Source organism: Brachybacterium horti (assembly GCF_054777615.1).
In genome coordinates this window covers 1,111,294-1,134,759 of the sequence record NZ_BAAHAM010000001.1, presented here as the reverse complement: position 1 = coordinate 1,134,759, position 23,466 = coordinate 1,111,294, and the positions used below count along the sequence as shown (strand labels likewise).

20 protein-coding genes are annotated in these 23,466 nt (G+C 72.3%); 11 read left to right on the top strand and 9 right to left on the bottom strand.

Annotated features, from left to right (window positions below; genetic code table 11):
* Positions 1–18 precede the first annotated feature (18 nt).
* The 5 genes from ACYVAP_RS05175 to ACYVAP_RS05155 form a co-directional block, all read right to left on the bottom strand.
* The gene (locus tag ACYVAP_RS05175) at positions 19–1,983 is read right to left on the bottom strand and encodes an ABC transporter ATP-binding protein (protein ID WP_498859836.1); all 1,965 of its coding nucleotides are present in this window, start codon (positions 1,981–1,983) and stop codon (positions 19–21) included.
* Position 1,984: 1 nt separating this feature from the next.
* Complete coding sequence (locus tag ACYVAP_RS05170; RefSeq protein WP_498859835.1) at positions 1,985–2,920, bottom strand: ABC transporter permease; 936 nt, start codon at positions 2,918–2,920, stop codon at positions 1,985–1,987.
* A gap of 1 nt (position 2,921) precedes the next feature.
* The gene (locus tag ACYVAP_RS05165; RefSeq protein WP_498859834.1) at positions 2,922–3,908 is read right to left on the bottom strand and encodes an ABC transporter permease; all 987 of its coding nucleotides are present in this window, start codon (positions 3,906–3,908) and stop codon (positions 2,922–2,924) included.
* Positions 3,909–3,972: 64 nt separating this feature from the next.
* A complete protein-coding gene (locus tag ACYVAP_RS05160; RefSeq protein WP_498859833.1) occupies positions 3,973–5,661 on the bottom strand; it encodes an ABC transporter substrate-binding protein in 1,689 nt (562 codons plus the stop codon).
* 223 nt (positions 5,662–5,884) lie between these two features.
* Entirely contained in the window at positions 5,885–7,246 is a 1,362-nt protein-coding gene (locus tag ACYVAP_RS05155) for an aminotransferase class I/II-fold pyridoxal phosphate-dependent enzyme (protein WP_498859832.1), read from the bottom strand.
* 146 nt (positions 7,247–7,392) lie between these two features.
* Between ACYVAP_RS05155 and pdxS the strand changes: the two genes are divergently transcribed.
* From pdxS to ACYVAP_RS05105, 10 genes are all read left to right on the top strand, one after another.
* On the top strand, positions 7,393–8,283 hold the full coding sequence (gene pdxS / locus ACYVAP_RS05150) for a pyridoxal 5'-phosphate synthase subunit PdxS (RefSeq protein WP_498859831.1): 891 nt from the start codon (positions 7,393–7,395) through the stop codon (positions 8,281–8,283).
* On the top strand, positions 8,280–8,873 hold the full coding sequence (pdxT, locus tag ACYVAP_RS05145; protein WP_498859830.1) for a pyridoxal 5'-phosphate synthase glutaminase subunit PdxT: 594 nt from the start codon (positions 8,280–8,282) through the stop codon (positions 8,871–8,873). Before pdxS ends, pdxT begins: the two co-directional genes overlap by 4 nt.
* A 105-nt stretch (positions 8,874–8,978) precedes the next feature.
* Positions 8,979–10,643, top strand: a complete 1,665-nt coding sequence (locus ACYVAP_RS05140) for a glycoside hydrolase family 32 protein (RefSeq protein WP_498859829.1) — start codon at positions 8,979–8,981, stop codon at positions 10,641–10,643.
* 105 nt (positions 10,644–10,748) lie between these two features.
* Positions 10,749–12,164 (top strand): glycoside hydrolase family protein, encoded by a 1,416-nt coding sequence (locus tag ACYVAP_RS05135; RefSeq protein WP_137769356.1) that lies wholly within the window; start codon positions 10,749–10,751, stop codon positions 12,162–12,164.
* 29 nt (positions 12,165–12,193) lie between these two features.
* A complete protein-coding gene (locus ACYVAP_RS05130) occupies positions 12,194–13,534 on the top strand; it encodes an ABC transporter substrate-binding protein (RefSeq protein ID WP_498859828.1) in 1,341 nt (446 codons plus the stop codon).
* A 31-nt stretch (positions 13,535–13,565) separates the two neighbouring features.
* Positions 13,566–14,444, top strand: a complete 879-nt coding sequence (locus tag ACYVAP_RS05125; RefSeq protein ID WP_498859827.1) for a carbohydrate ABC transporter permease — start codon at positions 13,566–13,568, stop codon at positions 14,442–14,444.
* A 1-nt stretch (position 14,445) separates the two neighbouring features.
* Entirely contained in the window at positions 14,446–15,375 is a 930-nt protein-coding gene (locus ACYVAP_RS05120; protein ID WP_498859826.1) for a carbohydrate ABC transporter permease, read from the top strand.
* Between the two features lie 5 nt (positions 15,376–15,380).
* Complete coding sequence (locus tag ACYVAP_RS05115) at positions 15,381–16,403, top strand: LacI family DNA-binding transcriptional regulator (RefSeq protein ID WP_498859825.1); 1,023 nt, start codon at positions 15,381–15,383, stop codon at positions 16,401–16,403.
* A gap of 126 nt (positions 16,404–16,529) precedes the next feature.
* Positions 16,530–17,567: a glycoside hydrolase family 32 protein gene (locus ACYVAP_RS05110; RefSeq protein WP_498859824.1), complete on the top strand. Its 1,038-nt coding sequence runs from the start codon at positions 16,530–16,532 to the stop codon at positions 17,565–17,567.
* A gap of 3 nt (positions 17,568–17,570) precedes the next feature.
* Positions 17,571–18,095: a GH32 C-terminal domain-containing protein gene (locus ACYVAP_RS05105; RefSeq protein WP_498859823.1), complete on the top strand. Its 525-nt coding sequence runs from the start codon at positions 17,571–17,573 to the stop codon at positions 18,093–18,095.
* A gap of 79 nt (positions 18,096–18,174) precedes the next feature.
* Here ACYVAP_RS05105 and ACYVAP_RS05100 read toward each other — a convergent pair whose 3' ends face one another.
* Positions 18,175–19,719: a glycoside hydrolase family 68 protein gene (locus ACYVAP_RS05100; RefSeq protein WP_498859855.1), complete on the bottom strand. Its 1,545-nt coding sequence runs from the start codon at positions 19,717–19,719 to the stop codon at positions 18,175–18,177.
* 225 nt (positions 19,720–19,944) lie between these two features.
* Positions 19,945–20,439 (bottom strand): flavodoxin domain-containing protein, encoded by a 495-nt coding sequence (locus ACYVAP_RS05095; protein ID WP_498859822.1) that lies wholly within the window; start codon positions 20,437–20,439, stop codon positions 19,945–19,947.
* A gap of 210 nt (positions 20,440–20,649) precedes the next feature.
* Here ACYVAP_RS05095 and ACYVAP_RS05090 point away from each other — a divergent pair, with 210 nt between their 5' ends.
* Positions 20,650–21,195, top strand: a complete 546-nt coding sequence (locus tag ACYVAP_RS05090) for an AMIN-like domain-containing (lipo)protein (RefSeq protein WP_498859821.1) — start codon at positions 20,650–20,652, stop codon at positions 21,193–21,195.
* Positions 21,196–21,275: 80 nt separating this feature from the next.
* On the opposite strand, the gene ACYVAP_RS05085 is transcribed toward ACYVAP_RS05090, so the two are convergent.
* Together ACYVAP_RS05085 and ACYVAP_RS05080 are read right to left on the bottom strand one after the other, a co-directional pair.
* Positions 21,276–22,796 (bottom strand): tripartite tricarboxylate transporter permease, encoded by a 1,521-nt coding sequence (locus tag ACYVAP_RS05085; protein WP_264451802.1) that lies wholly within the window; start codon positions 22,794–22,796, stop codon positions 21,276–21,278.
* On the bottom strand, positions 22,796–23,461 hold the full coding sequence (locus ACYVAP_RS05080; protein WP_498859820.1) for a tripartite tricarboxylate transporter TctB family protein: 666 nt from the start codon (positions 23,459–23,461) through the stop codon (positions 22,796–22,798). The genes ACYVAP_RS05085 and ACYVAP_RS05080 overlap by 1 nt, the downstream gene beginning before the upstream one ends.
* Between the last annotated feature and the right edge of the window lie 5 nt (positions 23,462–23,466).

The following is a 23,466-nucleotide window of genomic DNA, read 5'->3' as shown; positions in this document are numbered from 1 at the left end:
GCTCCCCATCGCGGGCCCCTACGGCTTGTAGATGTCCGCGAAGGGGTTCGGGATCGCGTCGAGCAGGCGCCGCGTGTACTCGTCCTGCGGATCGCGGATCACGTCGATCGCGATCCCGTGCTCCGCCACGCGCCCCTGGTTCAGCACGACGACGTCGTCCGCGAGCATGCGCGCGGAGAGCAGGTCGTGGGTGATGTAGAGGATGCCGACGTCGGAATCCGCGACGAGCCGCTGCAGCAGGTCCAGCACCTCCGCCCGGATCGACACGTCCAGGCTCGAGATCGGCTCGTCCGCGATGATCAGCTCCGGCTCCGCGGCCAGCGCCCGGGCGATGACGACGCGCTGGCGCTGCCCGCCGGAGAGCTCGAAGGCGTGCCGGCTGCGGTAACGGCGCGCCGGGGTCAGCGCGACCCGCTCGAGCAGCTCGTCGATCGCGGCGCCCAGCTCCGCCCGGCCCATCTGCCGATGGTTCCGCAGCGGCCGCGACAGGATGTACTCGAGGGTCTTGTTCGGGTTCAGCGAGGAGTACGGGTCCTGGAAGACCATCTGCACGAGCGAGCGGTAGCCGCGCAGGCCGCTCCCGCCCAGCGTGCCGACGTCGACGGGTCCCTGCCGGCCGTGGAAGGTGATCGACCCGGAGGTGGGACGGTCCACGCCGGTGATCATCCGGGCGAGCGTCGACTTCCCCGATCCGGACTGGCCCACGAGCGCCGTGACCATGCCGCGGCGCAGCTGGAAGCTCACGCCGTCCACAGCGAGCGTCTCCCGGCGGTGCAGGCCCTGGCGGGAGCTGAACACCTTGGTCACGTCGGCGACGTCGAGCAGCACCTTACCGCGCAGCGCCTCCGTCGTCTCCCCCACCGACTTCTCGAAGGCGGGACCGGCGAAGCGCACCGTCCGCTCGGGCAGGCCGGGGGTCCCCGGCTCCGTGCGCTGCAGCAGCGCCACGTGGCAGGCGGCGCGCGGGGGTCGCCACGTGCCGGCGGCGTCCAGGCGCAGGGCGGTCACGGCGCCCTCGGTGCGGGTCGTCGGCATCTCCACGAGCGGCGGCGCGTCCGTCAGGCAGCGGTCGATCCTCTCCGGGCAGCGCGGCGCGAAGGGGCAGCCCTGCAGCGGCTGGGAGAGGTCCGGCGGCCGGCCCGGCACGTAGGTGATCCGCACGGTCTCCTGGCGGGGGTCACCGTAGGAGCCCAGCAGGCCCTTCGTGTACGGGTGCAGCGGCTCGCGCAGCAGGTCGTCGGTGTCGTGCTCCTCGACGATCCGCCCCGCGTACATGACGAGGATGCGGTCGGAGAGGTCCATGACCGTGCCGATGTCGTGGCTGATGAACAGCACCGCGAAGCCCTGCTCCGCCTGCAGTCGGCGCACGCCCTCGAGGATCGATCGCTGCACCACCACGTCCAGGCCCGTCGTCGGCTCGTCCAGGAGCACGAACTTCGGGTCGTTGGCGAGGGCGAGCGCGAGGTTCACGCGCTGCTTCATGCCGCCGGAGAGCTCGTGCGGGTACGCGCGGATGAACCGGTGGTCGATGAGCACGAGGTCGAAGAGCTCCTTGATCCGCTCCACGACCTCCCCGCCGCGGCAGGAGGAGTGCAGCTCGATCGCGTCGCGGAACTGGTCCTCGACCCGCACCACGGGGTTCAGCGCGTTCATCGAGCTCTGGAAGACGGTCGAGAAGTCGCGCCAGCGGTAGGGGCGCAGCTCCTCCTGGCTCATGCCCGTGATGTCCATGCCGTCGAAGCGGATCGTGCCGCCCGTGATCGAGCCGGGCCGCTCGGTGAGCCGCAGCACCGCGGTGCCGAGCGTCGACTTGCCGGAGCCGGACTCGCCGATCAGGCCCACGAACTCGCCGGGCCGGATCGAGAAGGACACGTGGTCCACGGCGTCCAGGGACGGGTGCAGCTTCGGGGCGTAGCGGACGGTGAGGTCCTCGACCTCGAGGATCGGGGTCACGTCGTCGGGCGCGGATGCGTTGCGGTCCATGTCAGCCGTCCTCTCGCAGGTGCGGGTTCGAGATGAGGTCGATGCCGAAGTTGATGAGGGTGAGCGCCATGATCAGGCCGGACAGCGCGAGGCCCGGCACCAGCAGCCACACCCACAGCCCCTGCGCGAGCGCCCCCTGCAGCTGGGCCTGGTAGAGCATGGTCCCCCAGGAGACGGACTCGGTGTTCCCGAGCCCCAGGAAGCTCAGCCCGGCCTCCGCGCCGATCGCGCCGGTCGCCGCGCCGAAGAAGCCGGCGGCCACGAGCGAGGTCATCTGCGGGAGGATCTCGCGAGCGATGATCGAGGGCGTGCGGTCCCCCGCGAACTTCGCCGCGGTGACGAAGTCGCGGTGGCGCAGGGTGATCATGAGGGCCCGCTTCGAGCGGGCGGCGCCGGCCCAGGAGATGATCCCGATGATGAGGATCGTGAACCAGATCGAGCGCACCTCGGAATACGCCATGAGGGTGATGATCAGCGGCAGCGTGGGCACCACGAGGGCGACGTTCGTGAGCAGCGAGAGCACGTCGTCGATCCAGGTGCCCTCGAAGTAGCCCGAGGTCAGGCCGATCACGAGGCCCACGGCCGTCGCGAAGAGCCCGCCGAACAGGCCCACGATGAGCGAGACGCGGGTGCCCCAGATGAGCTGGCTGAAGATGTCCGCGCCCTGGGTGGTGGTGCCCATGAGGTGCTCGCCGCCGGGCAGGAGCACGGGCGCGAAGCTCGTGTCGTCCCCGCGGTAGGGGGCGATGACGGGCGCGAGGATCGCGAGCAGCACGTACAGGCCCAGCAGCACGATCCCGGCGCGGGCCTTCCTCGAGGACCACAGGATCCGGAACCAGCCGGGCCCGTGGTCGATCCGGTCCGTCTGCTCCGCCTCGGCGAGCGCGAGCTCGGCGACGTCGGGGGCCGGGGTGGGGTTCGAGGGGTTCTCGCTCATCTCAGGCCGCCTTCCGGGTGCGCGGGTCCAGGACGCCGTAGAGCATGTCCGCCACGAGGTTCGCCACGAGTGTGCCGACGATCGTGAACAGCAGCAGCGCCTGCAGCAGCGGGTAGTCCTTGCCGGAGGCGGCCTGCTGCATGAGCCGGCCCAGCCCCGGGTAGTCGAAGGTCGTCTCGATGAGGATCTGCCCGCCGAGGATCCCGCCGAGCGCCATCGCGAGCCCCGTCACCGAGGGCAGCAGCGCGTTGCGGGCGGCGTAGCGGATGGCGATCTGCTTGTCCGGCACGCCCTTGGCGCGGGCGAGGCGGATGTAGTCCTCGCCGAGGTTGAGGATCATCGTGTTGCGCATGCCCAGCACCCAGCCGACGGGACCCAGCAGCATGAGCACCGCCGCGGGGAGCACCGAGTGCTTGACCGCGTCGATCAGGAAGTCCATGTTCAGCCCCGGCATGGAGGCCTCGTAGCCGCCGGAGGTCGGGAACCAGCCGAGCACGTAGCCGAAGACGAACAGCAGCAGCAGCGCGACCCAGAAGGACTGCAGCGTCCCCACGAAGGTGGAACCGAGGGTGACGACCGAGTCGAAGGGCGAGTTCCGCCACCAGGCGGCGAAGGCGCCGAGCACGGTGCCCAGCAGGAACGAGAGCACGAGGGTCACGCCGACGAGCACCAGCGTCCACAGCAGCGCCCGGCCGATCACGTCGGTCACCGTCGCCGGGAAGTAGGTGTACGAGTAGCCGAAGTCGCCGCGGGCGAGCTGGCCGAGGTAGGCGAGGTACTGCTGGAAGAGGTTGCCGTCGGGCTCGCCGAGCATGACCCGCATCGCCTCGATGCGGGCGGGGTCGATCTCGGTGTCGCGGCCCGAGATCTGGCGGATCATCAGCTCCGCCGGGTCGCCCGGCTGCAGACGGGGGATGAGGAAGTTCAGGGTGATCGCGGCCCACAGGGTCAGCAGGAAGTAGCCGATCCGACGCAGGAAGTACTTCACGGTGCGCTCCGTTCCGATGGCAGGAACACGGCCGGGGCGGTGCGCTCACGCCCCGGCCGCGGGATCAGGAGCCGGTGGGCGGGGTGAGGCGGGTCATGATCATGAGCATCTCGGAGTTGGTCCCGTAGGGGTCCTTCTCCGAGGGCCAGCCCACCGCCTTGTCGGTGCGGTAGATCATGCGGGCGGGGGCGTAGAACAGGCAGGTCACGGGGTACTGGGTCATCATGATCTCAACCAGCTCGCCGGTGAGGGCCTTCTGCTTGTCGGGGTCGGTCTCGCCGGAGAGCTCGGCGACGACCTCGTCGGTGTGCGAGTCCTGCCAGCGGCCGACGTTCGCCTTCACCGTGTCCTTGGTGGGGAACTGGTCGGAGGCGAGCTTGGAGCCGAGGTTGCGGGCGACCTCGCAGCCGCCGTGGAGGTACTCCAGGCACATGTCGAAGTCGGCGTCCTTCTTCGCCTGGTCCACGGCCTCCGGCGGGGAGGTCTGCACGGAGGCGTTGATGCCCATGGCCTGGAGGTTACGGACCACGACGTCGGCCGCGGCCTGGTAGTCGATCCACCCGGCCTGGACCAGGAACTTCGGGGCGAAGGCGGTGCCGTCGGGCAGTGTGCGGAAGCCGTCGGAGCCCTTCTTGTAGCCGGCCTCGTCCAGCAGCTTCTCCGCCGCCGCGGTGTCGAAGGGCAGGACCGTGTCCTTGCCCTGGTAGGAGTCCGGGAGCAGGTTCTCGGCGTAGGGCAGCTTGAGGCCGGTCTGGGAGGCGGGCGCCATCACCGAGTAGGTGGCCTTGGCGCTGATCTCGTCCTTGTCCATGCCCTGCGAGATCGCCTCGCGCAGCTTCGCGTCGTCGAAGGGGGCCTTGGTGAGGTTGTAGGTGAGCACGGTGGAGCCGGCCGGCGCGTACCAGAAGTGGTTCAGCTCCGGGTCCTTGGAGGCGAAGGCCTGCTCGGGGTTGGGGATCTCGCCCCAGTAGGCGTCGAGGTCGCCGGCAGCGAGCTTGAGGGCGGCGTTGGTGGCGTCGTAGTTGCCCTCGAGGATCAGCTCCTGGACCTTGACCTTGTCGGCCTGCCAGTAGTCCTCGCGGCGGGTGAGCTGGAGACGGCGGCCGTTGTAGGAGCCGAGCGTGAAGGGGCCGGAGCCGACGGGCTCCTCGTCGACGTACTGCGTGGGGTCGCCGGCGTCCTTCCACGCGTGCTGCGGGAGGATCTTCGCGGTGATGAGGGAGTCGAACTTCGCGGCGGCGAGGCCGGAGAAGGAAATGACGACGTCCTGCCCGTCCACCTCGACGGACTCGGCGGGCGCGCCGAAGACGTCGTTCCACAGGCCGATGTCGTCCGCCGCGGGGTACTGCTTGCGGAGGTTGAGGGTGAAGGCGACGTCGTCGGGGGTGAGGGGCTTCCCGTCGGACCAGGTCACGCCGTCGCGGATGGTGAAGACGAGGGTGGTGTCGTCCTTCCAGGCGTAGTCGGTCGCGATCCACGGCACGACCTCGCAGTTCATGGAGCTGCGGATCATGATCGGCTCGTAGAAGTAGTTCTTCGAGGTGACGTTCGGGGAGAACGGATTGAAGTTCGTGATGCCCGCGACGTTCTCCGCGACCTCCGAGGGGAAGGTCAGCTGCGGGATCGTCGTGCCGTCCCCGGTGGCCGCGGCGCCGCCGCCCTGGTTGGTCTGGATCTTGCCCGAGCACGCGGCGGTGCCGGCGACGAGCGCGGCGGCCAGCGGTCCGGTGGCGAGGAGGGTCCTTCTCTTCATCGAGTGCTCCTAGGTGCGGCGGTCGCGCCCGACGGTGGGCGCCGACCTGGGGGTCCCGGCGGTGGAGAGGCTGGTGGGACCGGGGGTGGGGATCTCGGAGGCGCCGGCTCTGGCGCTCCGATGGCGACGATGTTAGCGCTTACACTCACAATGTCAACGCTTACATCACGGGGTGGGCGGGTCCGACGGGTGCGCGATCCGCTCGCGGGACGGCCCGGCGGGGTCAGTCCGCGACGGCGGCCGCGAGATCCGCGGCGAGGCGCTCGAGCTCGGCGTCGTCGAGGTCGTGCACGGTGAGCCGCAGGTGGCGTGAGGGCTCCTCGCCCACTTCGAGGCGGAACTCCTCCCCCGTGCGCACGAGCCAGCCGCTGCGGGCGAGGGCCGCGGCGACCTCGGGGGCGGGGCGCGGCACGGGGACCCAGAGGCTCATGCCGTCCCCGGCCGCGGCCTCGATCCCGTGCGCGGCGAGGGCGCGGGCGGCCGCCGCCCCGCGCTCGGCGTAGTGCGCGCCGGCACGCTCGATGAGCGCGAGCGCCGCCTCGTCCCGCAGCACGCCGTGGGCGAGGCGCTGCAGGAGGTGGCTCACCCAGGTGGTGCCGGGACTGAGGCGCAGGGCGAGGCGCTCGGCGGTGGCGGGGTCCGTCGCGGTGACGGCGAGGCACAGGTCCGGGCCCAGGAACTTCGAGACGGAGCGCACGAGGGCCCAGCGGTGGTGCCCGGGGCCCACGATCGAGCGGAACGGCGAGCGGGAGAGGAAGGAGTAGTAGTCGTCCTCGATGACCAGCACGTACGGGTGCTCGGCGAGGATCGCGCGCAGCTCGCGGGCACGGCGGGCGCTCAGCGAGGCGCCGGTGGGGTTCTGGGCGCGGGGCGTGGTGACGACGGCGCGGGCGCCGGCCTCGAGAGCGGCGCGCAGGCCGTCCGGGGTCATGCCCTCGGCGTCGACGGCCACCGGGATCGCGCGGTAGCCGCCGTGGCGCACGGTCTGGATGCTCGCGAGGAAGCACGGGTCCTCGAGGGCCACGGCGTCGCCGCGCACGAGGGCCTGGGCGAGCAGCCGCTCGATCGCGTCGACGGCGCCGCTGGTGAGGGTGAGGGCGGCGTCGGCCCCGGTGGGGACGTCGGGGGCGACCCAGTCGCGAGCCCAGGCCTCGAAGCCGGGGTCGATGACGGGCTCGCCGTAGAGCACGGGCCGGCCGACGGCACCGGCGAGCGCGGGCGCGAGATCCGGGATGAGGGCGGGGGCGGGATTGCCGGTGCCGAGGTCACGGAGGGTGCCCTCGGGCACCTCGCCTGCGAGGCGGCGGAGCGTGCCGGCGGGGGCGAAGCCCTCCTGGGCGACGGCGGGGCGGCCGGCGACGCGGGTGCCGGCGCGGCCCTGGGCGATGACGGCGCCGTCGCGGGCGAGGCGCTTGTAGGCGGCGACGGCGGTGTTGCGGTTGACGCCGAGCTGCTCGGCGAGGGCGCGCACCGGGGGCAGGGCGGCGCCGGGCGGGAGGTCGCCGCGCTCGATGAGGCCCCGCACGCTCGCGGCGATCTCCGCGGCCGTGGCCCCGGTGATCGTCGCGCTCGATGTGCTCCCCACCTGCCCGAGTGTAAAGCCGGGCGTCTCACGGGGTGGCAGGCCCTCGCGCGCTCCCCGCCCCACGGTGGTACTTTCGGCCTAGGCCAATGATTGGCCTAGGCCATACGTCTGGGGCGCAGCCCCCCGCCCGTCCCGAGGAGAACCCCATGAGCGCACCCACCACCGGCACCGGCACCGTCAAGCGGGGCCTCGCCGAGATGCTGAAGGGCGGCGTCATCATGGACGTCGTCACCCCCGAGCAGGCCCGCATCGCGGAGGACGCCGGCGCCGTCGCCGTCATGGCCCTCGAGCGCGTCCCCGCGGACATCCGCGCCCAGGGCGGCGTCTCCCGCATGAGCGACCCGGACATGATCGACGGCATCATCGAGGCCGTCTCCATCCCCGTCATGGCGAAGGCGCGGATCGGCCACCAGGTCGAGGCGCAGGTGCTGCAGGAGCTCGGCGTGGACTACGTCGACGAGTCCGAGGTCCTCTCCCCCGCCGACTACGTGCACCACATCGACAAGCACCGCTTCACCGTGCCCTTCGTGTGCGGAGCGACGAACCTCGGCGAGGCCCTGCGCCGCATCACCGAGGGCGCCGCGATGATCCGCTCCAAGGGCGAGGCCGGCACCGGCGACGTCTCCGAGGCGACCAAGCACATCCGCACCATCACCGGCCAGATCCGGGAGCTCGCCGCGAAGAGCGAGGACGAGCTCTACCTCGCCGCGAAGGACCTCCAGGCACCGTTCGCCCTGGTCAAGGAGGTCGCGGAGACGGGCGCGCTGCCCGTCGTCCTGTTCACCGCGGGCGGGGTCGCGACCCCGGCGGACGCCGCCTTCATGATGCAGCTGGGGGCCGACGGCGTGTTCGTGGGCTCCGGCATCTTCAAGAGCGGCGACCCCGCGAAGCGCGCGGCAGCGATCGTCAAGGCCACCGCATTCCACGACGACCCCGCGGTCATCGCGGAGGCCTCGCGCGGCCTCGGCGAGGCGATGGTGGGCATCAACGTCGCGGACCTCCCCGCCCCGCACCGGCTCGCCGAGCGCGGGTGGTGACCGCGCCGCGGATCGGGATCCTCGCCCTGCAGGGGGACGTGCGCGAGCACGCCCGCACCCTGCGGGGCCTGGGCGCCGAGGTGGTGCCCGTGCGCCGGGCGGAGGAGCTCGAGTCGGTCCAGGGGCTCGTGCTGCCCGGCGGCGAGTCGAGCGTGATCGACAAGCTCACGCGGACCTTCGGCCTGCGCGAGCCGCTCGTCGCCGCGATCCGCGGCGGCCTGCCCGTGTACGGCACCTGCGCGGGGATGATCCTGCTCGCGGACCGCGTCGAGGACGCGATCGCCGGGCAGCAGACCCTTGGCGGTCTCGACGTGACCGCGCGGCGCAACGCCTTCGGCCGGCAGAACGAGTCCTTCGAGACCACGCTGCCGGTGCCCGTGCTCGGCCCCGAGCCGGTCGCCGCGACGTTCATCCGGGCGCCCGAGGTCACGGCCGTCGGCCCCGCGGCGGAGGTCCTCGCGCGCCTCGAGGACGGCCGCATCGTCGCCGTCCGGCAGGGGGCGCTGCTCGCGACCGCCTTCCACCCGGAGGTCTCGGGCGAGGACCGCTTCCACCGGCTCCTGCTCGACCTCGCGCGCGAGCGGGGCTGACGGGGCGGGTCTCACACGAGGTGGAGCGGCGCGGGGCGCGGTCGGTACCGTCGAGGTGACGGACGAGGGTGACCGTGTCCCTGCACCGTCCACCCCGGGAGCCCCATGACCCCCGCCCCGCACCCCTCCCCCGCCCCGTCGGCCCCGATCGGCCGACGCACGCTGCTGCGCCGCACCGGCCTCGGCGCGGGCGCTGCCGGCGCGGTGCTGCTCGCGGCCTCCTGCACCCGCGAGGACGGGGACGGGAGCGGGGGCTCCCCGACGACCGCCGCGCCCACCCCCGACGCCGCCTCGCGCCGCGCGCGCCTCCACCTCACGCCTGCCGCGGGATGGGTCGGCGACCCGCAGCGGCCGCTCGTCCTGGACGGCGTGCACCACGTGTACGGGCTGCTGCACGCGGAGGATCCGACCCCCGGGGCGACCGTCTGGGGCCACTGGACGAGCACCGACCTCGTGACCTTCACGCCTCAGGACCCGGCCCTGACCGGGGACGACGTGGCGGACGTCTGGTCCGGCTCCGCGGTGGTGGACGAGCACGGCACGGCCGGCCTCGGCGCGGGGACGGTGGTCGCGCTCGCGACCCGTCCCACCGACGGCAGGGCAGAGCTGCAGGAGCAGTACCTCGCCTCCTCCCCCGACGGCGCGACCTTCACCCTCGACCCCGATCCGGTGCTGCGCAACGAGGAGGGCCCCGCGGCGCGCAGCGAGGAGGAGATCGCCCAGGCCTCGTGGTTCCGCGACCCCAAGCTGCAGCGGGACGAGGAGCGCGACCAGTGGGTGTGCGCGATCGGCCGCGACCACCGCGTCGCCCTCTGGACCTCGCCGGACCTGCGCACCTGGGAGCGGCGCGAGGACTTCGCCTACCGCGACGCCGCGCCGGACCTCCCGGACCTGGGCGGCGTGGAGTGCCCGGACCTGTTCACGCTCACGGCGAGCGACGGCAGCGCGCACTGGGTGCTCGGCGCGAGCCTCGACGGGAGCGGCGCGGGCGAGCCGACGGCCTACGCGTACTGGGTGGGCACCTGGGACGGGGAGCGCTTCACCCCGGAGGATCCCGCCCCGCGCTGGCTGGACCGGGGATGGGACTGGTACGCGGGCGTGACCTGGCCGTCCCCGGAGGATCCCGAGCACGTGCGGCTCGGGATCGGCTGGATGAACAACTGGGCGTACGCGCGGGAGGGCTCCGCGACCGCGGACTCCGACGGCTACGACGGGCAGTACTCGGTGGTGCGGGAGGTGCGCCTGCAGCGGGACGAGGACGGCTCGCTCACCCTCGTGAGCACCCCGGTCCCGGCCCTCGCGGCGGCCGCCTCGGCCACCCGCACGCTCGAGGACCAGGAGGTGGACGGCGAGGCGGATCTGGGCGACCTGGGCCGCGCCTTCACCCTCGAGATGGACCTGACCTGGGAGGACGCGAGCGCCGTGGGCCTCGTGGTGCTCGGCTCCGAGGACGCCGCGCGCGGCACCCGGATCACGATCGGCGGGGGCGCGCTCACGGTGGACCGCAGCGGGAGCGCCGCGACCGACGGGACCCTGGGCGAGGGCGATCCCTTCGCCGGGCTCACCGCGGCGAGCGCCCCGGTGGACGAGGCGGCGCGATCGGCGCACCTGCACGTCGTCGTGGACACGCAGAGCGTCGAGGTGTTCCTCGACGACGGCCGCACGGTGATCTCGCTGGGCGCGCATCCCGCGGAGGGCGAGCAGCAGGTGCGGCTGCTCGCCGAGGGCGGGACCGCGCAGGTCACGGGGATGGTGCTGCGCTCGCACTGAGCGGCCCTGGCCCGGCTCCGCGAATCCGATGTGATCAAACGCTTGACCACACGACGACCGGAGATCTACAGTCCGTGATCAAACGATTGATCACGAGGATGTGACATGCACCGAGCACCGTTCTTCACCCCCGCGCCGGACTGGGTGGGCGACACGATCCCCTTCGTCCACGAGGACACGCTGTACGTCTACTACCTGCACCATCGCCGCGAGGCGATCGGCGAGGGCACCTCCTGGCACCTGCTCACCACGACCGATCTGGTGACCTGGACGGACCACGGCGAGGTGCTCCCCCACGGCGGCCCCGAGGACGAGGACCTCAACTGCTACACCGGCAGCGTCGTCACCGACGACGACGGCCTCCACCACCTCTTCTCCACCGCCCAGAACCCCGCGCGCACCGCACCGGACGGCCGGCCCCTCCAGCTCGTCGCCCACGCCACGAGCACCGACCTCCTGCACTGGGACAAGCAGCCCGCGCACACCTTCGGCGCCCCCGAGGGCTGGGACCCCGCGGACTTCCGCGACCCCTTCGTGCACCGCACCGCCCCCGGCGAGCCCTGGCAGATGCTGCTCGCCGCCCGCCGCAGCACGGGTCCCGAGCGCCGTCGCGGCATCGTCGGCCGCCTCACGAGCGCCGACCTGCAGCGCTGGGAGCCGGCCGCCCCGCTCTGGGACCCGCGCCGCTTCCTCACCCAGGAGTGCCCCGAGGTGTTCCGCATCGGCGAGTGGTGGTACCTCGTGTACTCCGAGTTCACCGACGCCTTCGTCACCCGCTACCGCATGTCCCGCTCCCCCGGGGGCCCCTGGCACGCACCCCGCCACGACTCCCTCGACGCCCGCTCCTTCTACGCCGCGAAGTCCGCGACCTGGAAGGGCCGGCGGATCTTCGCCGGCTGGATCGCGACCCGCGAGGGACGCCGCGACGACGGCCCCTGGCAGTGGGCCGGCACGCTCTCCCTGCTCGAGGCCGTGCAGCAGGCCGACGGCACCCTCGACCTGCGCCTCCCGCCCGAGGTGCTCGCTGCGGACGCCGCCCCCGTCGAGGCCGGGCTCGCCCCCACCACGATCGCGGCGCCCACCCACTACGAGTCCGCCGTCGGCTCCCACGAGCTCCCCTCCCGCGCCACGATCCGCGCCCGCCTGCGGCTCGACCCCGAGGGTCGCGCGGGCGGGCTGCTGCTGCGCACCGACGCCGAGGGCGAGCGCGGCTACGTGCTGCGGCTCGAGCCGCGCGCCGGGCGCATGGTCCTGGACCGCTGGCCCCGCACCGTCACCGGCACCGAGCAGTGGCAGATCTCCGGCGACGTCCCCCACCTCATCGAGCTCGAGCGCCCCGCGGACCTCTCCTCCCCCGAGCACTGCCTGGACCTCGTTCTCGAGGAGGACCTGCTCGTCGCCGTCCTCGACGAGAAGGTCGCCCTCTCCACCCGGATCTACGACCACCCCGTCGGCCGCCTCGGCGTCTTCGCCGAGGACGCCACCCTCAGCCTCACCGATCTGCACGTCACCACCGCCTGACCCGCTCGGACCTGTCGAAGGAGACACTCATGAAGCGCAAGCAGTTCCTGGCCCTCGCCGCCGGTGCGGCCTCCCTCCCCCTCGTCGCCGCGTGCGGCGGCTCCTCCGGGGGCGCCGCCTCCACGGCCGCCGCCGTCGACGGCGAGATCGAGCCCCGCGCGATCTCGTGGCTGCTCTCGCGGCCCGCGAACGGCCCGGTCATCGAGATCATGACGGCCCTCGCGGAGGACTACGCCGCCGAGCACGACGGCTTCTCCCTGAAGCTCATCACCACCCCGGACCGCCCCAGCTACATCCAGAAGTACGAGACCCTCGCCGCCGCGAACGAGCTGCCCGAGCTCTTCGACACCGACGCCACGCCCTTCGCCGCGAAGCTCAACAGCGCCGGGCGCATGATCGACGTCGAGGACCTGCTCACCCAGCTCGGGGTGCTCGAGGACTTCCGGCCCGCGGCGCTCGACTACCAGCGCTTCGACGACGGCTCCCTGCGGATGATCCCGCTCGAGTTCGGCGTCGAGCTGTTCTGGTACAACAAGGGCCTCTTCGAGGAGGCCGGCGTCGAGGTGCCCTCCACGCTCGACGAGCTGACCTCCGTGTGCGAGGCGCTCGCGGCGACGGGCGCCACCCCGATCGCCGTGGGCGGGCAGGACGCCTGGCCGCTCGAGCGGTACGTCGCCTATCAGCCCTTCCGCATCGCCGGCCCGGACTACGTCACGAAGCTGAAGTCCGCCGACGCCGCCTTCGCGGACGAGCCCGGCGCGGCCTCCGCCGCCTGGCTCGCGAAGCTCGGGGAGGTGGGCGCCTTCCAGCAGGGCTTCTCCTCCGTGGGCTACGCGGACGCCCAGGCGCTGTTCACCTCCGGGAAGGCCGCGATCTACAACATGGGCACCTGGGAGCTGCCGAACCTCGCGACCTCCGCGCTGCCCGAGGCGATGCGCGAGCAGATCGGCTTCTTCACCCTCCCCGTGACCGACGGCTCCGTCACCGGGGCCGACGAGTTCGTCGCCCCCTCCGGCATCGGCGTCGCCGTCAACGCGCAGACCTACGACCCGCTCGTGCGGGACTTCCTCGCCTTCGTCCTCGAGCGCTACCCCGCGGAGTACGCGAAGAGCGGCCTGCTGGGCCCCACCGGCATCGACCCGGTGGTCCCCGAGGACGCGCTGCCGATCTACCAGGAGGCGATCGATGTCGCCGCGGAGCTCGGCGAGGCGACCCTCATGCCCTGGGACACGCAGCTGGACCCGGCGACGAACTCGCGCCTCCAGCAGGAGCTCGTGCTGCTGGTCCAGGGGGACGTCACCCCGGAGCAGTTCCTCTCCACGATGGACGAGGCCCTGACCACCAACGCCCCGAAGTATTTCGAGGACTGAGCGGCTCCCGCTCGTCATGGAAGGAGGAGGCATGCTCCCCCATCGCTCACGGCTCTCCGTGCTCGTGTTCCTCGCCCCGCCCCTGCTGCTCTTCGGCGGCGGCGTGCTGCTGCCGATCGTGCAGTCGCTCGTGCTGAGCTTCTTCGAGTGGGACGGCATCACGGGCCTCGACTTCGTGGGGCTCGAGAACTACCGCGCGCTGCTGCTGCACGACGACGTGTTCCGCACGGCCTTCGGCAACCAGCTCGTCTACCTCGTCATCTGCCTGCTGCTGCAGGTGGGCGGCGGCCTGCTCGTCGCGACGCTGCTCATGACGATCACCCGCGGCCGCGAGGTGCTCAAGGTGCTCTACCTGATGCCGGCCGTGATCTCGACCCCCGCGATCGCCCTGCTCTTCCAGCGCATCTATTCCTTCGAGCCCGAGGGGCTCGTGAACACGCTGCTGGGGGCCGTGGGCCTCGACGCGCTCGCGCGGCCCTGGCTCTCCGATGTCTCCACGGTGCTCACCGCGGTCTCCGTCCCCGAGGGCTGGAGGTTCCTGGGCCTGTACACGGTGATCCTCTACGCGGCGCTGCTCTCCGTGCCCCGCGAGCTCGAGGAGGCCGCGTCGCTGGACGGCGCGAACGCCTGGCAGGTGTTCGCCCGGATCCGCTTCCCGCACATCATGCCGGTGTTCGTCACGACGCTGATCATGGCGACGACCTACGCGCTGCGCGGCTTCGACATCCCGTTCCTGCTCACGAACGGCGGGCCCGGCCAGGCCTCCGAGCTCGTGACCACCTACACGTACAAGACGGCGTTCACCTCCGGGCACTACGGCTCCGCGAGCGCGATCTCCGTGATCATCGTCCTCGAGTGCCTGGTCGCGGTGGGTCTGATCCTGCTGGTCCTGCGCAGGAAGGCGGACTGACATGACCTCCGCACCGCTCGCTCCCCCCGTCCCCGCCCGTGAGGCGGCGGCCCCCGCCCTCGGGCGCCGTCCCCCGGCCCGCCGCCGTCGGGAGCGCCCCACCGGCCTGCGGATCTCCCGCATCGTCTCCCGGGTGCTCATCGCGGCCGTGCTCGTGATGCAGGTGTACCCGTTCCTGTGGCTGCTGCAGACGAGCCTCCGGGACCGGGAGGACTTCGCCGCCGCGAACCCCTTCTCGATCCCCACGCAGCTCACGCTCGACAACTTCTCCCGGGCGTTCGAGCAGGGGCATCTGCTGCGCAGCATCCTCAACAGCCTGATCATCACGGGCGGTGCGTGCCTGCTGCTCGTGGTGTGCGGCATGGCGGGCGCCTACGCGATCGCCGTGCTGGGCTTCCGCTTCTCCGGCCTCGTGCGGGGACTGTTCCTGCTGGGCATCGTGGTGCCGGTGCAGGTGGCGCTCGTGCCCCTGTTCATCGACTACTCGCGGATCGGGATGCTGGACACGCACCTGTCGGTGATGATCCCGCTCGCGGGCTTCGCCCTGCCGATGGCGCTGTACCTGTTCCTCTCCTTCTACAGCTACATCCCGCGCGAGCTGTACGAGGCGGCGATGCTCGACGGCGCCGGCCCGTACCGGATCTTCGCGCGGATCACGCTGCCGATGTCCTGGAACACCGTGGTGACGGTCGTGATGGTCAACGCGATCTTCATCTGGAACGACTTCGTCTTCGCGAACACCTTCATCCTCAGCGAGGAGCTCAAGACGATCCCGCTGGGCCTGCAGGACTACGTGGGGGCGATGGGCAACACGGACTGGACGGCGACCTTCGCGGCCGTGTCGATCACGGTGACGCCGCTGCTGCTGGTCTTCCTCGTGCTCAACCGCGCCATGATCTATGGTCTCGAGAGCGGAGCGAGCAAGGGATGACGGGAATGACGAGCACGGGGCGAGCGGACCGCACGGTCACGATGCGCGAGGTCGCCGAGCGCGCCGGCGTCTCGGTGACCACGGTCTCCCACGTCGTCAACGACAAGGCCGGCGCCCGGATCGGCGCCGAGGCCCGGGCCCGCGTGCAGCAGGCGGTCGTGGACCTCGGCTACCGGCCCAACGTCCTCGCGAAGAACCTCGTGCAGGGCACGAGCGCCTTCATCGGCCTGGTCGCGGATTCGATCGCGACCACGCCCTTCGCGGGGCAGATCATCCGCGGCGCCCAGGAGGAGGCCTGGCGGCACGGTCACGTGCTGCTGGTCGCCAACACCGAGGCCGACGAGGCCGCCGAGCGGGACGCGCTCGCGATGATGCTCGAGTACAAGGTGCGCGGCATCCTCTACTCGACCTGGACGCACCGGGCCACGCAGCTGCCGCCGGCGCTCGCGGAGACGGACCACGTGCTCGTGAACTGCTACGCCCCGGGCACCGCGACCCGGGCCGTGGTGCCGGACGAGGTCGCGGGCGGCCGCTCGGCGACGGCGCTGCTGCTCGCGCAGGGGCACCGTCGGATCGCCTTCGTCAACACGACCTCGCCCTCCCCGGCCCGGGAGGGCCGCCTGCAGGGCTACCGGGAGGCGCATGCGGAGGCGGGCGTCGAGGTGGACGAGGCGCTGGTCCTCGACGCCTCCCCCGAGCAGGAGGGCGGCTACGGCGCCGCGGAGCGGATCCTCGCGCTCGGCGCCACGGGCGTGTTCTGCCACAACGACCGGGTCGCGATGGGCCTGTACGACGCCCTGCGCGAGCGGGGCCTGCGGGTGCCGCGGGACATGGCGGTCGTCGGCTTCGACAACCAGGAGGTCATCGCCGGGCACCTGCGCCCGCCGCTGTCCACCGTGGCCCTGCCGCACTACGAGCTGGGCGCCGCCGGGGTGCGGGTCCTGCTGGGCGAGCAGCGGGTGGAGCCGGGCGCATCGCTGCGCGTGGCCTGCCCCGTGATCGCGCGGGACTCGGTCGCCGCGCGCTGAGCCGCGCGCCGCTCCCCCTCCACCGCAAACCCCGGACCCCGGTCGCCGCCGTCGGCGCCCGGCTGTTCGCCGCACCCCTCAGATCCCCGCTGTGCCGATCCCACCGACGATGATGGAGAACGCCCGATGATCCGACCCACCCGACGCGACCTCCTCCGCAGCACCGGCTGCGGGGCCCTCGCGCTCACCGGAGCCCTCATGACCACTCCGCCCACCGCCCGCGCCGAGGGACCCGAGTCCCTGCGGGCCCGCTTCCACCTCACCCCGCCGCAGGGCTGGCTGTGCGACCCGCAGCGTCCCGTCGTCACCGGCGGCGCGACCCAGCTGTACTACCTGCACTCCGCGGAGAACTCCGGGGACGGCGGCTGGGACCGCGCCTCGACCACGGACCTCGTCACCTTCACGCACCACGGCGAGGCGATCCCGCTGCGCCCCGACTTCCCCGCCTGGAGCGGCTCCCTCGTCATCGACGAGGAGGACGACGCCGGGTTCGGGGCGGGAGCCGTGCTCGCCTTCGCGACCCAGCCCACCGACGGCGTGCGCCGGTACCAGGAGCAGTACCTGTACTGGTCCCTCGACGGCGGGGCGACGTTCACGCAGGTCGAGCAGCCGGTCATCGTCAACGAGGACGGCCGCGAGGCGAGCACCCCGGAGGAGGTCGAGAACGCGGAGTGGTTCCGCGACCCGAAGATCCACCGGGACACCGCGCGCGGCGAGTGGGTGTGCGTGATCGGCCGCCACCGCTACGCGGCCTTCTCCACGTCCACGGACCTGCGCACCTGGACCCTGCGCCGCAACTTCGACTACCGCCTCGACGCCGCGGAGCCGGACCTCGGCGGCATCGAGTGTCCGGACCTGTTCGAGATGACGGCGAGCGACGGCAGCTCCCACTGGGTGCTCGGCGCCTCGATGGACGCCTACGGCGCGGGCCTGCCGATGACCTACGCCTACTGGACCGGCAGCTGGGACGGGGAGCAGTTCCTCCCCGACTCCCGCACCCCGCAGTGGCTCGACCACGGCTGGGACTGGTACGCGGCGGTCACCTGGCCCTCGGAGGAGGACCCGGCGGGCGTGCGGTACGCGATCGGCTGGATGAACAACTGGAAGTACGCGAACCGCGAGGTCCCCACCGATGCGAGCGACGGCTACAACGGTCAGTTCTAGGTGGTGCGGGAGCTGCGCCTGCGGCGGGAGGCCGACGGCCGCTGCGCGCTCGTCTCCACCCCCGTCCCCGCCCTCGCCGCCGCGGCGACCGCGGAGCGCACCCTGCCCGACGTGACGGTCGAGGATGCCGCCGTGCTCGACGTCGACGCCCGCGCGTACGAGCTCGAGCTCGACCTGACCTGGGACGCGGCGAGCAACGTCGGCCTCTCCGTGGGCCGCTCGGCGGACGGCGCCCGTCACACGAACATCGGGATCACGGGCGGCCGGGTCTACGTGGACCGGGGCCCGTCGGACCTCGAGGGCTTCTCCTTCGGGGAGTTCCGCCAGGCGGAGGCCCCGATCGACCCGGCGGCCCGCGCGGTGCACCTGCGGGTGCTCGTGGATACGCAGAGCGTCGAGGTGTTCGTGGACGACGGGTACACGGTGCTGTCCCAGCAGGTGCACCTGCTGCCCGGGGACACGGGCGCCTCGCTCTACGCCGACGGCGGGCCGCTGCAGGTCACCGGGGTGACGCTGCGCGAGCACTGACGCCGCCCGCGCAGCGACGCGGCGCCGCCCCCGTTCCCGGGGACGGCGCCGCGCGCGTCAGCTCAGCAGGGGCCGCCGATCACTTGTAGTGGCCGACGCCGCCCTTGCGCTTGTTGGTGGGGATGTAGGCGTACGGGCCGAGGCCGTTGTCGCCGAAGGAGTAGTCCACCGCGGAGGTCGCGGTCGCGCCGTCGACGTCCACCTTCACGGTGGGCGAGAGGGTGCCGCCGCGGCGGCCGTCGACGTTGTCGATGAAGGACTGCACGAGCCCGCCGGGCTGGATGTAGTGCGAGTACGCCTGGAACTGGCGCGGGTTCTGGCCCGCGGTGGGCGCCTCGGGGGCGTCGGCCGGGAGGTTGAGGTCCACGGGGCTGCCGAGCACCACGCCGGAGGAGTTCAGCGGCTGGAAGTCGGAGCGGATGCCGTCGCCAACGAAGCCGTAGACGCCGTCGGGGCCGCGCAGGCCGGCCGCGTAGGTGAACTGGTGGGAGATGGTGAAGAGGAAGTACTTGCCGTCCTCGATGATCATCTGGGGGCGCTCGGTCTGATCGTTCACGCCGTAGGCGGTGAGGATCGGGGGGAGCATCGTCCAGGAGGTGAGGTCGCTCGAGTCCGCCCAGGCCAGGCCGATGTTGCCGCGCTGGTACTGGACGCCCTTGGCGTTGACCTCGTCGACGGTCTCCGCGAAGGGGTCGCCGTCCACGTAGCCGAGGTCCTCGGCGGTCGCGTTCGTCTCCTCGGTGCCGGGGACGCCGGCGCCGCAGCCCTCGAAGAGCATGAAGGTGATCCCGGGGGTCGCCGGGTCCTCGAAGGTGAAGGGGTCGCGGAACGAGAAGTACTGGTTCTGCTCCTGGGTCTGGTACCAGGTGCCGTCGGGCTCCGCGATCTCGACGTGCTCGCCGAAATCGGAGAAGCTCACGCCCTTCTTGGTGGCCTTGATCTTGCCGAGCACGGTCGCGAGCACGGCGGGCTTGCCGTCGGTGCCGGGGCGCTTCTCGCCGAAGGTGGTGGCGGTGTAGAAGACGCGGATCTTGTTGCCCTGGAGCAGGCGAGCGGAGCCGGACCACTCGGTGTTGGACAGGGAGGTCTCGTCCTCGAAGAGGTAGCCGCCGTAGGTCCACGCCTCGTCGGGATCGGCGCTCGAGGGGCGGGTGAAGTAGCCGATGCGGGCGCTCCAGTGGCGCTCGTCGAAGGGGATGTCGCGCGGGGCGACGAGGGAGAAGATGACGTCCCAGCCCTTGTAGCTCATCTGGTTGGAGTGCTCGTCCGTCAGCGACCAGGTGTCCCAGACCCAGACCTCGTCGGTCATGATCGGGAAGTCCTTGGGGATCTCCGGCATGGTGATCGACTCCGGCATGGAGTTCTCGCCGCGCGCCACGGAGGCGTCGTTCTGGGTGCGCATGATCTGGCGGGCGTCGGCGCGGGTCCAGCGGGCGTGGAAGTCGCTGTCGATCGGGTCGTACGCCTTCTGCGTGTGCGGCGTGGGCTGGGGACCCTCGGCGGCCGGGGCGGCGGGGGCGGCCGCGGCGCGGGGGGCGGAGAGCGCCGAGGCGGTGCCGGCGGCGGCGAGGGTGCCGAGCGCGAGGGCGCCGAATCCGCGGCGGGTGGGGTTCAGGGGGGTCATGTGGGAGGACACGTCTTCTCCTGGGGTGGGGGATGGCGGTGACGTGATCCGGGGCTGACGGCGGGACTGCGGCCGTCGACCTCCGGCGCTCGTCGGCCACGACATTGACACGTGGCGAAGTGGGGCCGTCAAACCCCTGTGAGGTGACCCACGCGTCACTGAAACCCTTCAACCGCGCATCGTGAACGTGACCGACGAACGCGACGTGAACGGTAACGCCGCAGGTCAGAGCTTTACGTCGGGAAGCGCTCCGCGAGCCCAGCGCGCGGCTCCCGCGAGATCGCGGAAATCACCCGTCGGCGTCCCCATCGCGCGCAGCAGCGCGCGCTCCGCCGCCGGGATCCGGTCCATCAGCACCCAGCCGGGGAGGTTCGCCGTCGCGACGGGGCGCAGCGGGCTCCGCTCGAGGAAGCGGTCCATCGCCCGCTGCCGCCCCCGCTTCGCGGGATCCGCCGCGGAGCCCGAGCACGTGAACACAGCGAACGGCCGGCCGGCGAGGGCCTCGCCATGGTGGCGGGTCCAGCGCGCGAAGGACTTCTCGACGGACTCCCCGCGCACCGCGGAGCCCGCGATCACCGCCTCGTGCTGGGCGGGGTCCGGATCCTCGGCGACGTCCGCGAGGACGACCTCCCGCCCCTCCTCCTCGAGGGCCGCGGCCATGGCCTCGGCGAGGCTGCGGGTGGCGCCGGAGTGGGTCGCATAGGCCAGGAGCACGCTCATGCGTCCATCCTCGAGCGACCCTCCCCCGGCATGCCAGGGACCGAAGGCCCGATCGTCCCCGGACACCGTCGCCCCGGAGGTGCCCGGGCGGTCACGTCACGATCCGGTGGTCATCGCCCCCTGCCCTCTCGCGCTCCGCGCGCCGGAAAGGGACAATCCAGGCACGGTCCTGGTCGCAGGGGCCCGGACCCGGGCACGAAGGAGTGCACCATGACACGGTTCCTCGCGGCCCTCGCCGGCGTGCTGCTGCTCGTCGGCCTCGGCGCCGTCGCCCCCACGGCCGCCACTGCCGCTCCCTCCTGCGGCATCGGCTGGGGCTCCGTCACGAAGGTGAGGGCGGGCACGTCCGCCGCCCATCTCACCGACCTGCGCACCGGCGAGCACACGTGCTACGACCGGCTCGTCATCGACCTCGACCACAAGGCGACCGGGTACACGGTGCGCTACGTGAGCGCGGTCCACCGCCCAGGCTCCGGTCAGGTGGTGCCGCTCGCCGGCGCCGCGGACCTCGAGATCATCGTGCGCGCCCCCGCGTACGACGACGCCGGGCGTCCCACCTTCCCCGTCTCCCGCTGGTCCCGCGCCGCGGACGTCACCGGCTACGCCACCTTCGAACAGGTGACCGTCGCCGGGAGCTTCGAGGGCGAGACCACGATCGGCCTGGGCGTGCGTGCCCGGCTGCCCATGAGGGTCCTCGTGCTCGACGGCCCCGGGACCGGCTCCCGGATCGTCGTGGACGTCGCCCATCGCTGGTGAGCACACCACCCACCGACGCCCGTGCGCCGTGCCCCCGCGGAGGAGGGCACGGCGCACGCGGCCGTCCGGGGGCGAGGTGCTCAGGCGGCCTGCTGCCGGCGGTCCTCCCGGGCATGGCGCAGGTGCTGGACCACGGAGACCACGACGATGCCGATCAGCACGATGTACACGCCGATCGTGATCGGGCTCGAGACGAGGATCGAGGGATCCCCCTCCGAGACCGCGAGCGCGCGCCGCAGCTCCGTCTCCGCGAGCGGGCCCAGGATCACGCCGATCATGAGCGGGGCGAGCGGCATGCCGAAGCGGCGCATGAGGAAGCCGAGCACACCGAGCCCCACCAGCAAGTAGAGGTCCACGTAGGAGGAGGACGTCGCGTACACGCCGAGCATGGCGAGCACCGTGATCCCCGCGTAGAGGTAGTGCTGGGGGATGAACAGCAGCCGCGCCCACACCGGGGCGAGCAGCATGTTCAGCAGCAGCAGCACCACGAGGCCGATGAACAGCGAGGCCAGCAGCGTCCACACGAGCTCACCGGAGCGCTGGAAGAGCAGCGGCCCGGGCTGCATGCCGTACTGCTGGAAGGCGGCGAGCAGGATCGCGGCCGTCGCGGAGGTGGGCAGGCCCAGGGCGAGCAGCGTGCCGAGCGCCGTGCCGGCGGTCGCGTTCGCAGCGGCCTCCGGGGCGGCGAGGCCCTTGATCGACCCGCTCTTCCCGAACTCCGGGTCCTGGCGGCGGTCGGCGAGGCGCTTCTCCGTGCCGTAGGCGAGGAACGTCGGGACCTCGGCGCCGCCCGCGGGGATCATGCCGAAGGGGGCGCCGAAGGCGCTGCCGCGCAGCCAGGCGGGCAGGGCCTTGCGGAAGTCCTTCTTCCCGATCCGGGCGATGCCGCCCGTGGGCAGCGTGATCGAGGAGGGGTCGCGGTGGATCCGGGAGGCCGCGTGGAGCACCTCGCCGAGGGCCAGCAGGCCGACGGTGACGACCACGATGTCGATGCCGTCGAAGAGGTTCGGGATGCCGAAGGAGTAGCGCTCGGTGCCGCTCGGGCCGTCGATGCCCACGAGGGCGAGGGCGACGCCGAGCAGCAGCGCGCCGATGCCGCGCAGCACGGACTCGGAGACCACCGAGGAGATCGCGAGGAACGCGAAGACGGCGAGGGCGAAGTACTCCGCGGGACCGAACTCCGTCGCCATGGTGACGAGCACGGGCGAGAAGAACACGACGATCGTGGTGGAGATGAGCCCGCCGATGAACGCGCCGATCGCGGCGGTCGCGAGGGCGACGGCGGCGCGGCCGTTGCGGGCCATGCGGTGGCCCTCGAAGGTCGAGGCGATCGCGGAGGACTGCCCGGGCGTGTTCAGCAGGATGCCGGCGGTGGAGTCGCCGAACAGGCCGCCGAAGTACACGCCCGCGAACATGATGAACGCGGCGGTGGGGTCCAGGGCGAAGGTGATCGGCAGCAGCAGGGCGACGGCCATCGAGGAGCCGAGCCCCGGCAGGACGCCGACGGCGGTGCCGAGCACCGCGCCGATGAGCACGAACAGCAGGTTGTACGGGGTGAGGGCGGAGGCGAAGCCGTCGAGCAGCAGGGGGATCTGTTCCATCAGAGGACACCTCCGAGCAGGACGGGGAGCGAGAGGCCCAGCAGGCCGCCGAACACGAGCTGGATGAACGAGGAGAGCAGGAGGGCCACGCCGAGGTCGATCCAGGTGCGGCGGGAGCCGAGCGCCCGGGCGACGCACCAGAACAGGGCGGCGGCGGAGAGCACCCAGCCGGCCCAGGGCAGGATCAGCACGAAGCCGACGAGGCTCGCGAGGACGTACCCGGTGGTGCGCAGATCGCTCGCGACGGGCTTCTTCGCGGTGTCCTCGGCGGCGTCCGACGTGGCGGCGGTGGTCGTCGGGTCAGCGGGGCTCGCGTCCTCGGCGAGGTCGGCGACGCCGACGGCGCGGAACTCCGCGGTCCCGGTGTCGGAGAGGTCCTGGAGGAGGTCGCGGGAGATGTCACGGCCCTCGTCGGGCAGGACCCGCTCCTCCTCGGGGTGGCGGATCACCTCGGTCGCGAGGATCACGGCGACCACGAGCAGGGCGACGCCCACGATGACGGGCACGAACTGGGGCCCGGGCGCGGAGTCGCCGAGAACATGCATGGTCTGCGCGCCGATCAGCAGCACGAGGCCCACGATCAGCAGGATCGCGGCCATGACCAGCTCCTTGCGGCGCCAGAGGGCGCCGCGGCCGGAGGGGCGGGTGGGGGTGGATGTGCTCACGGTGC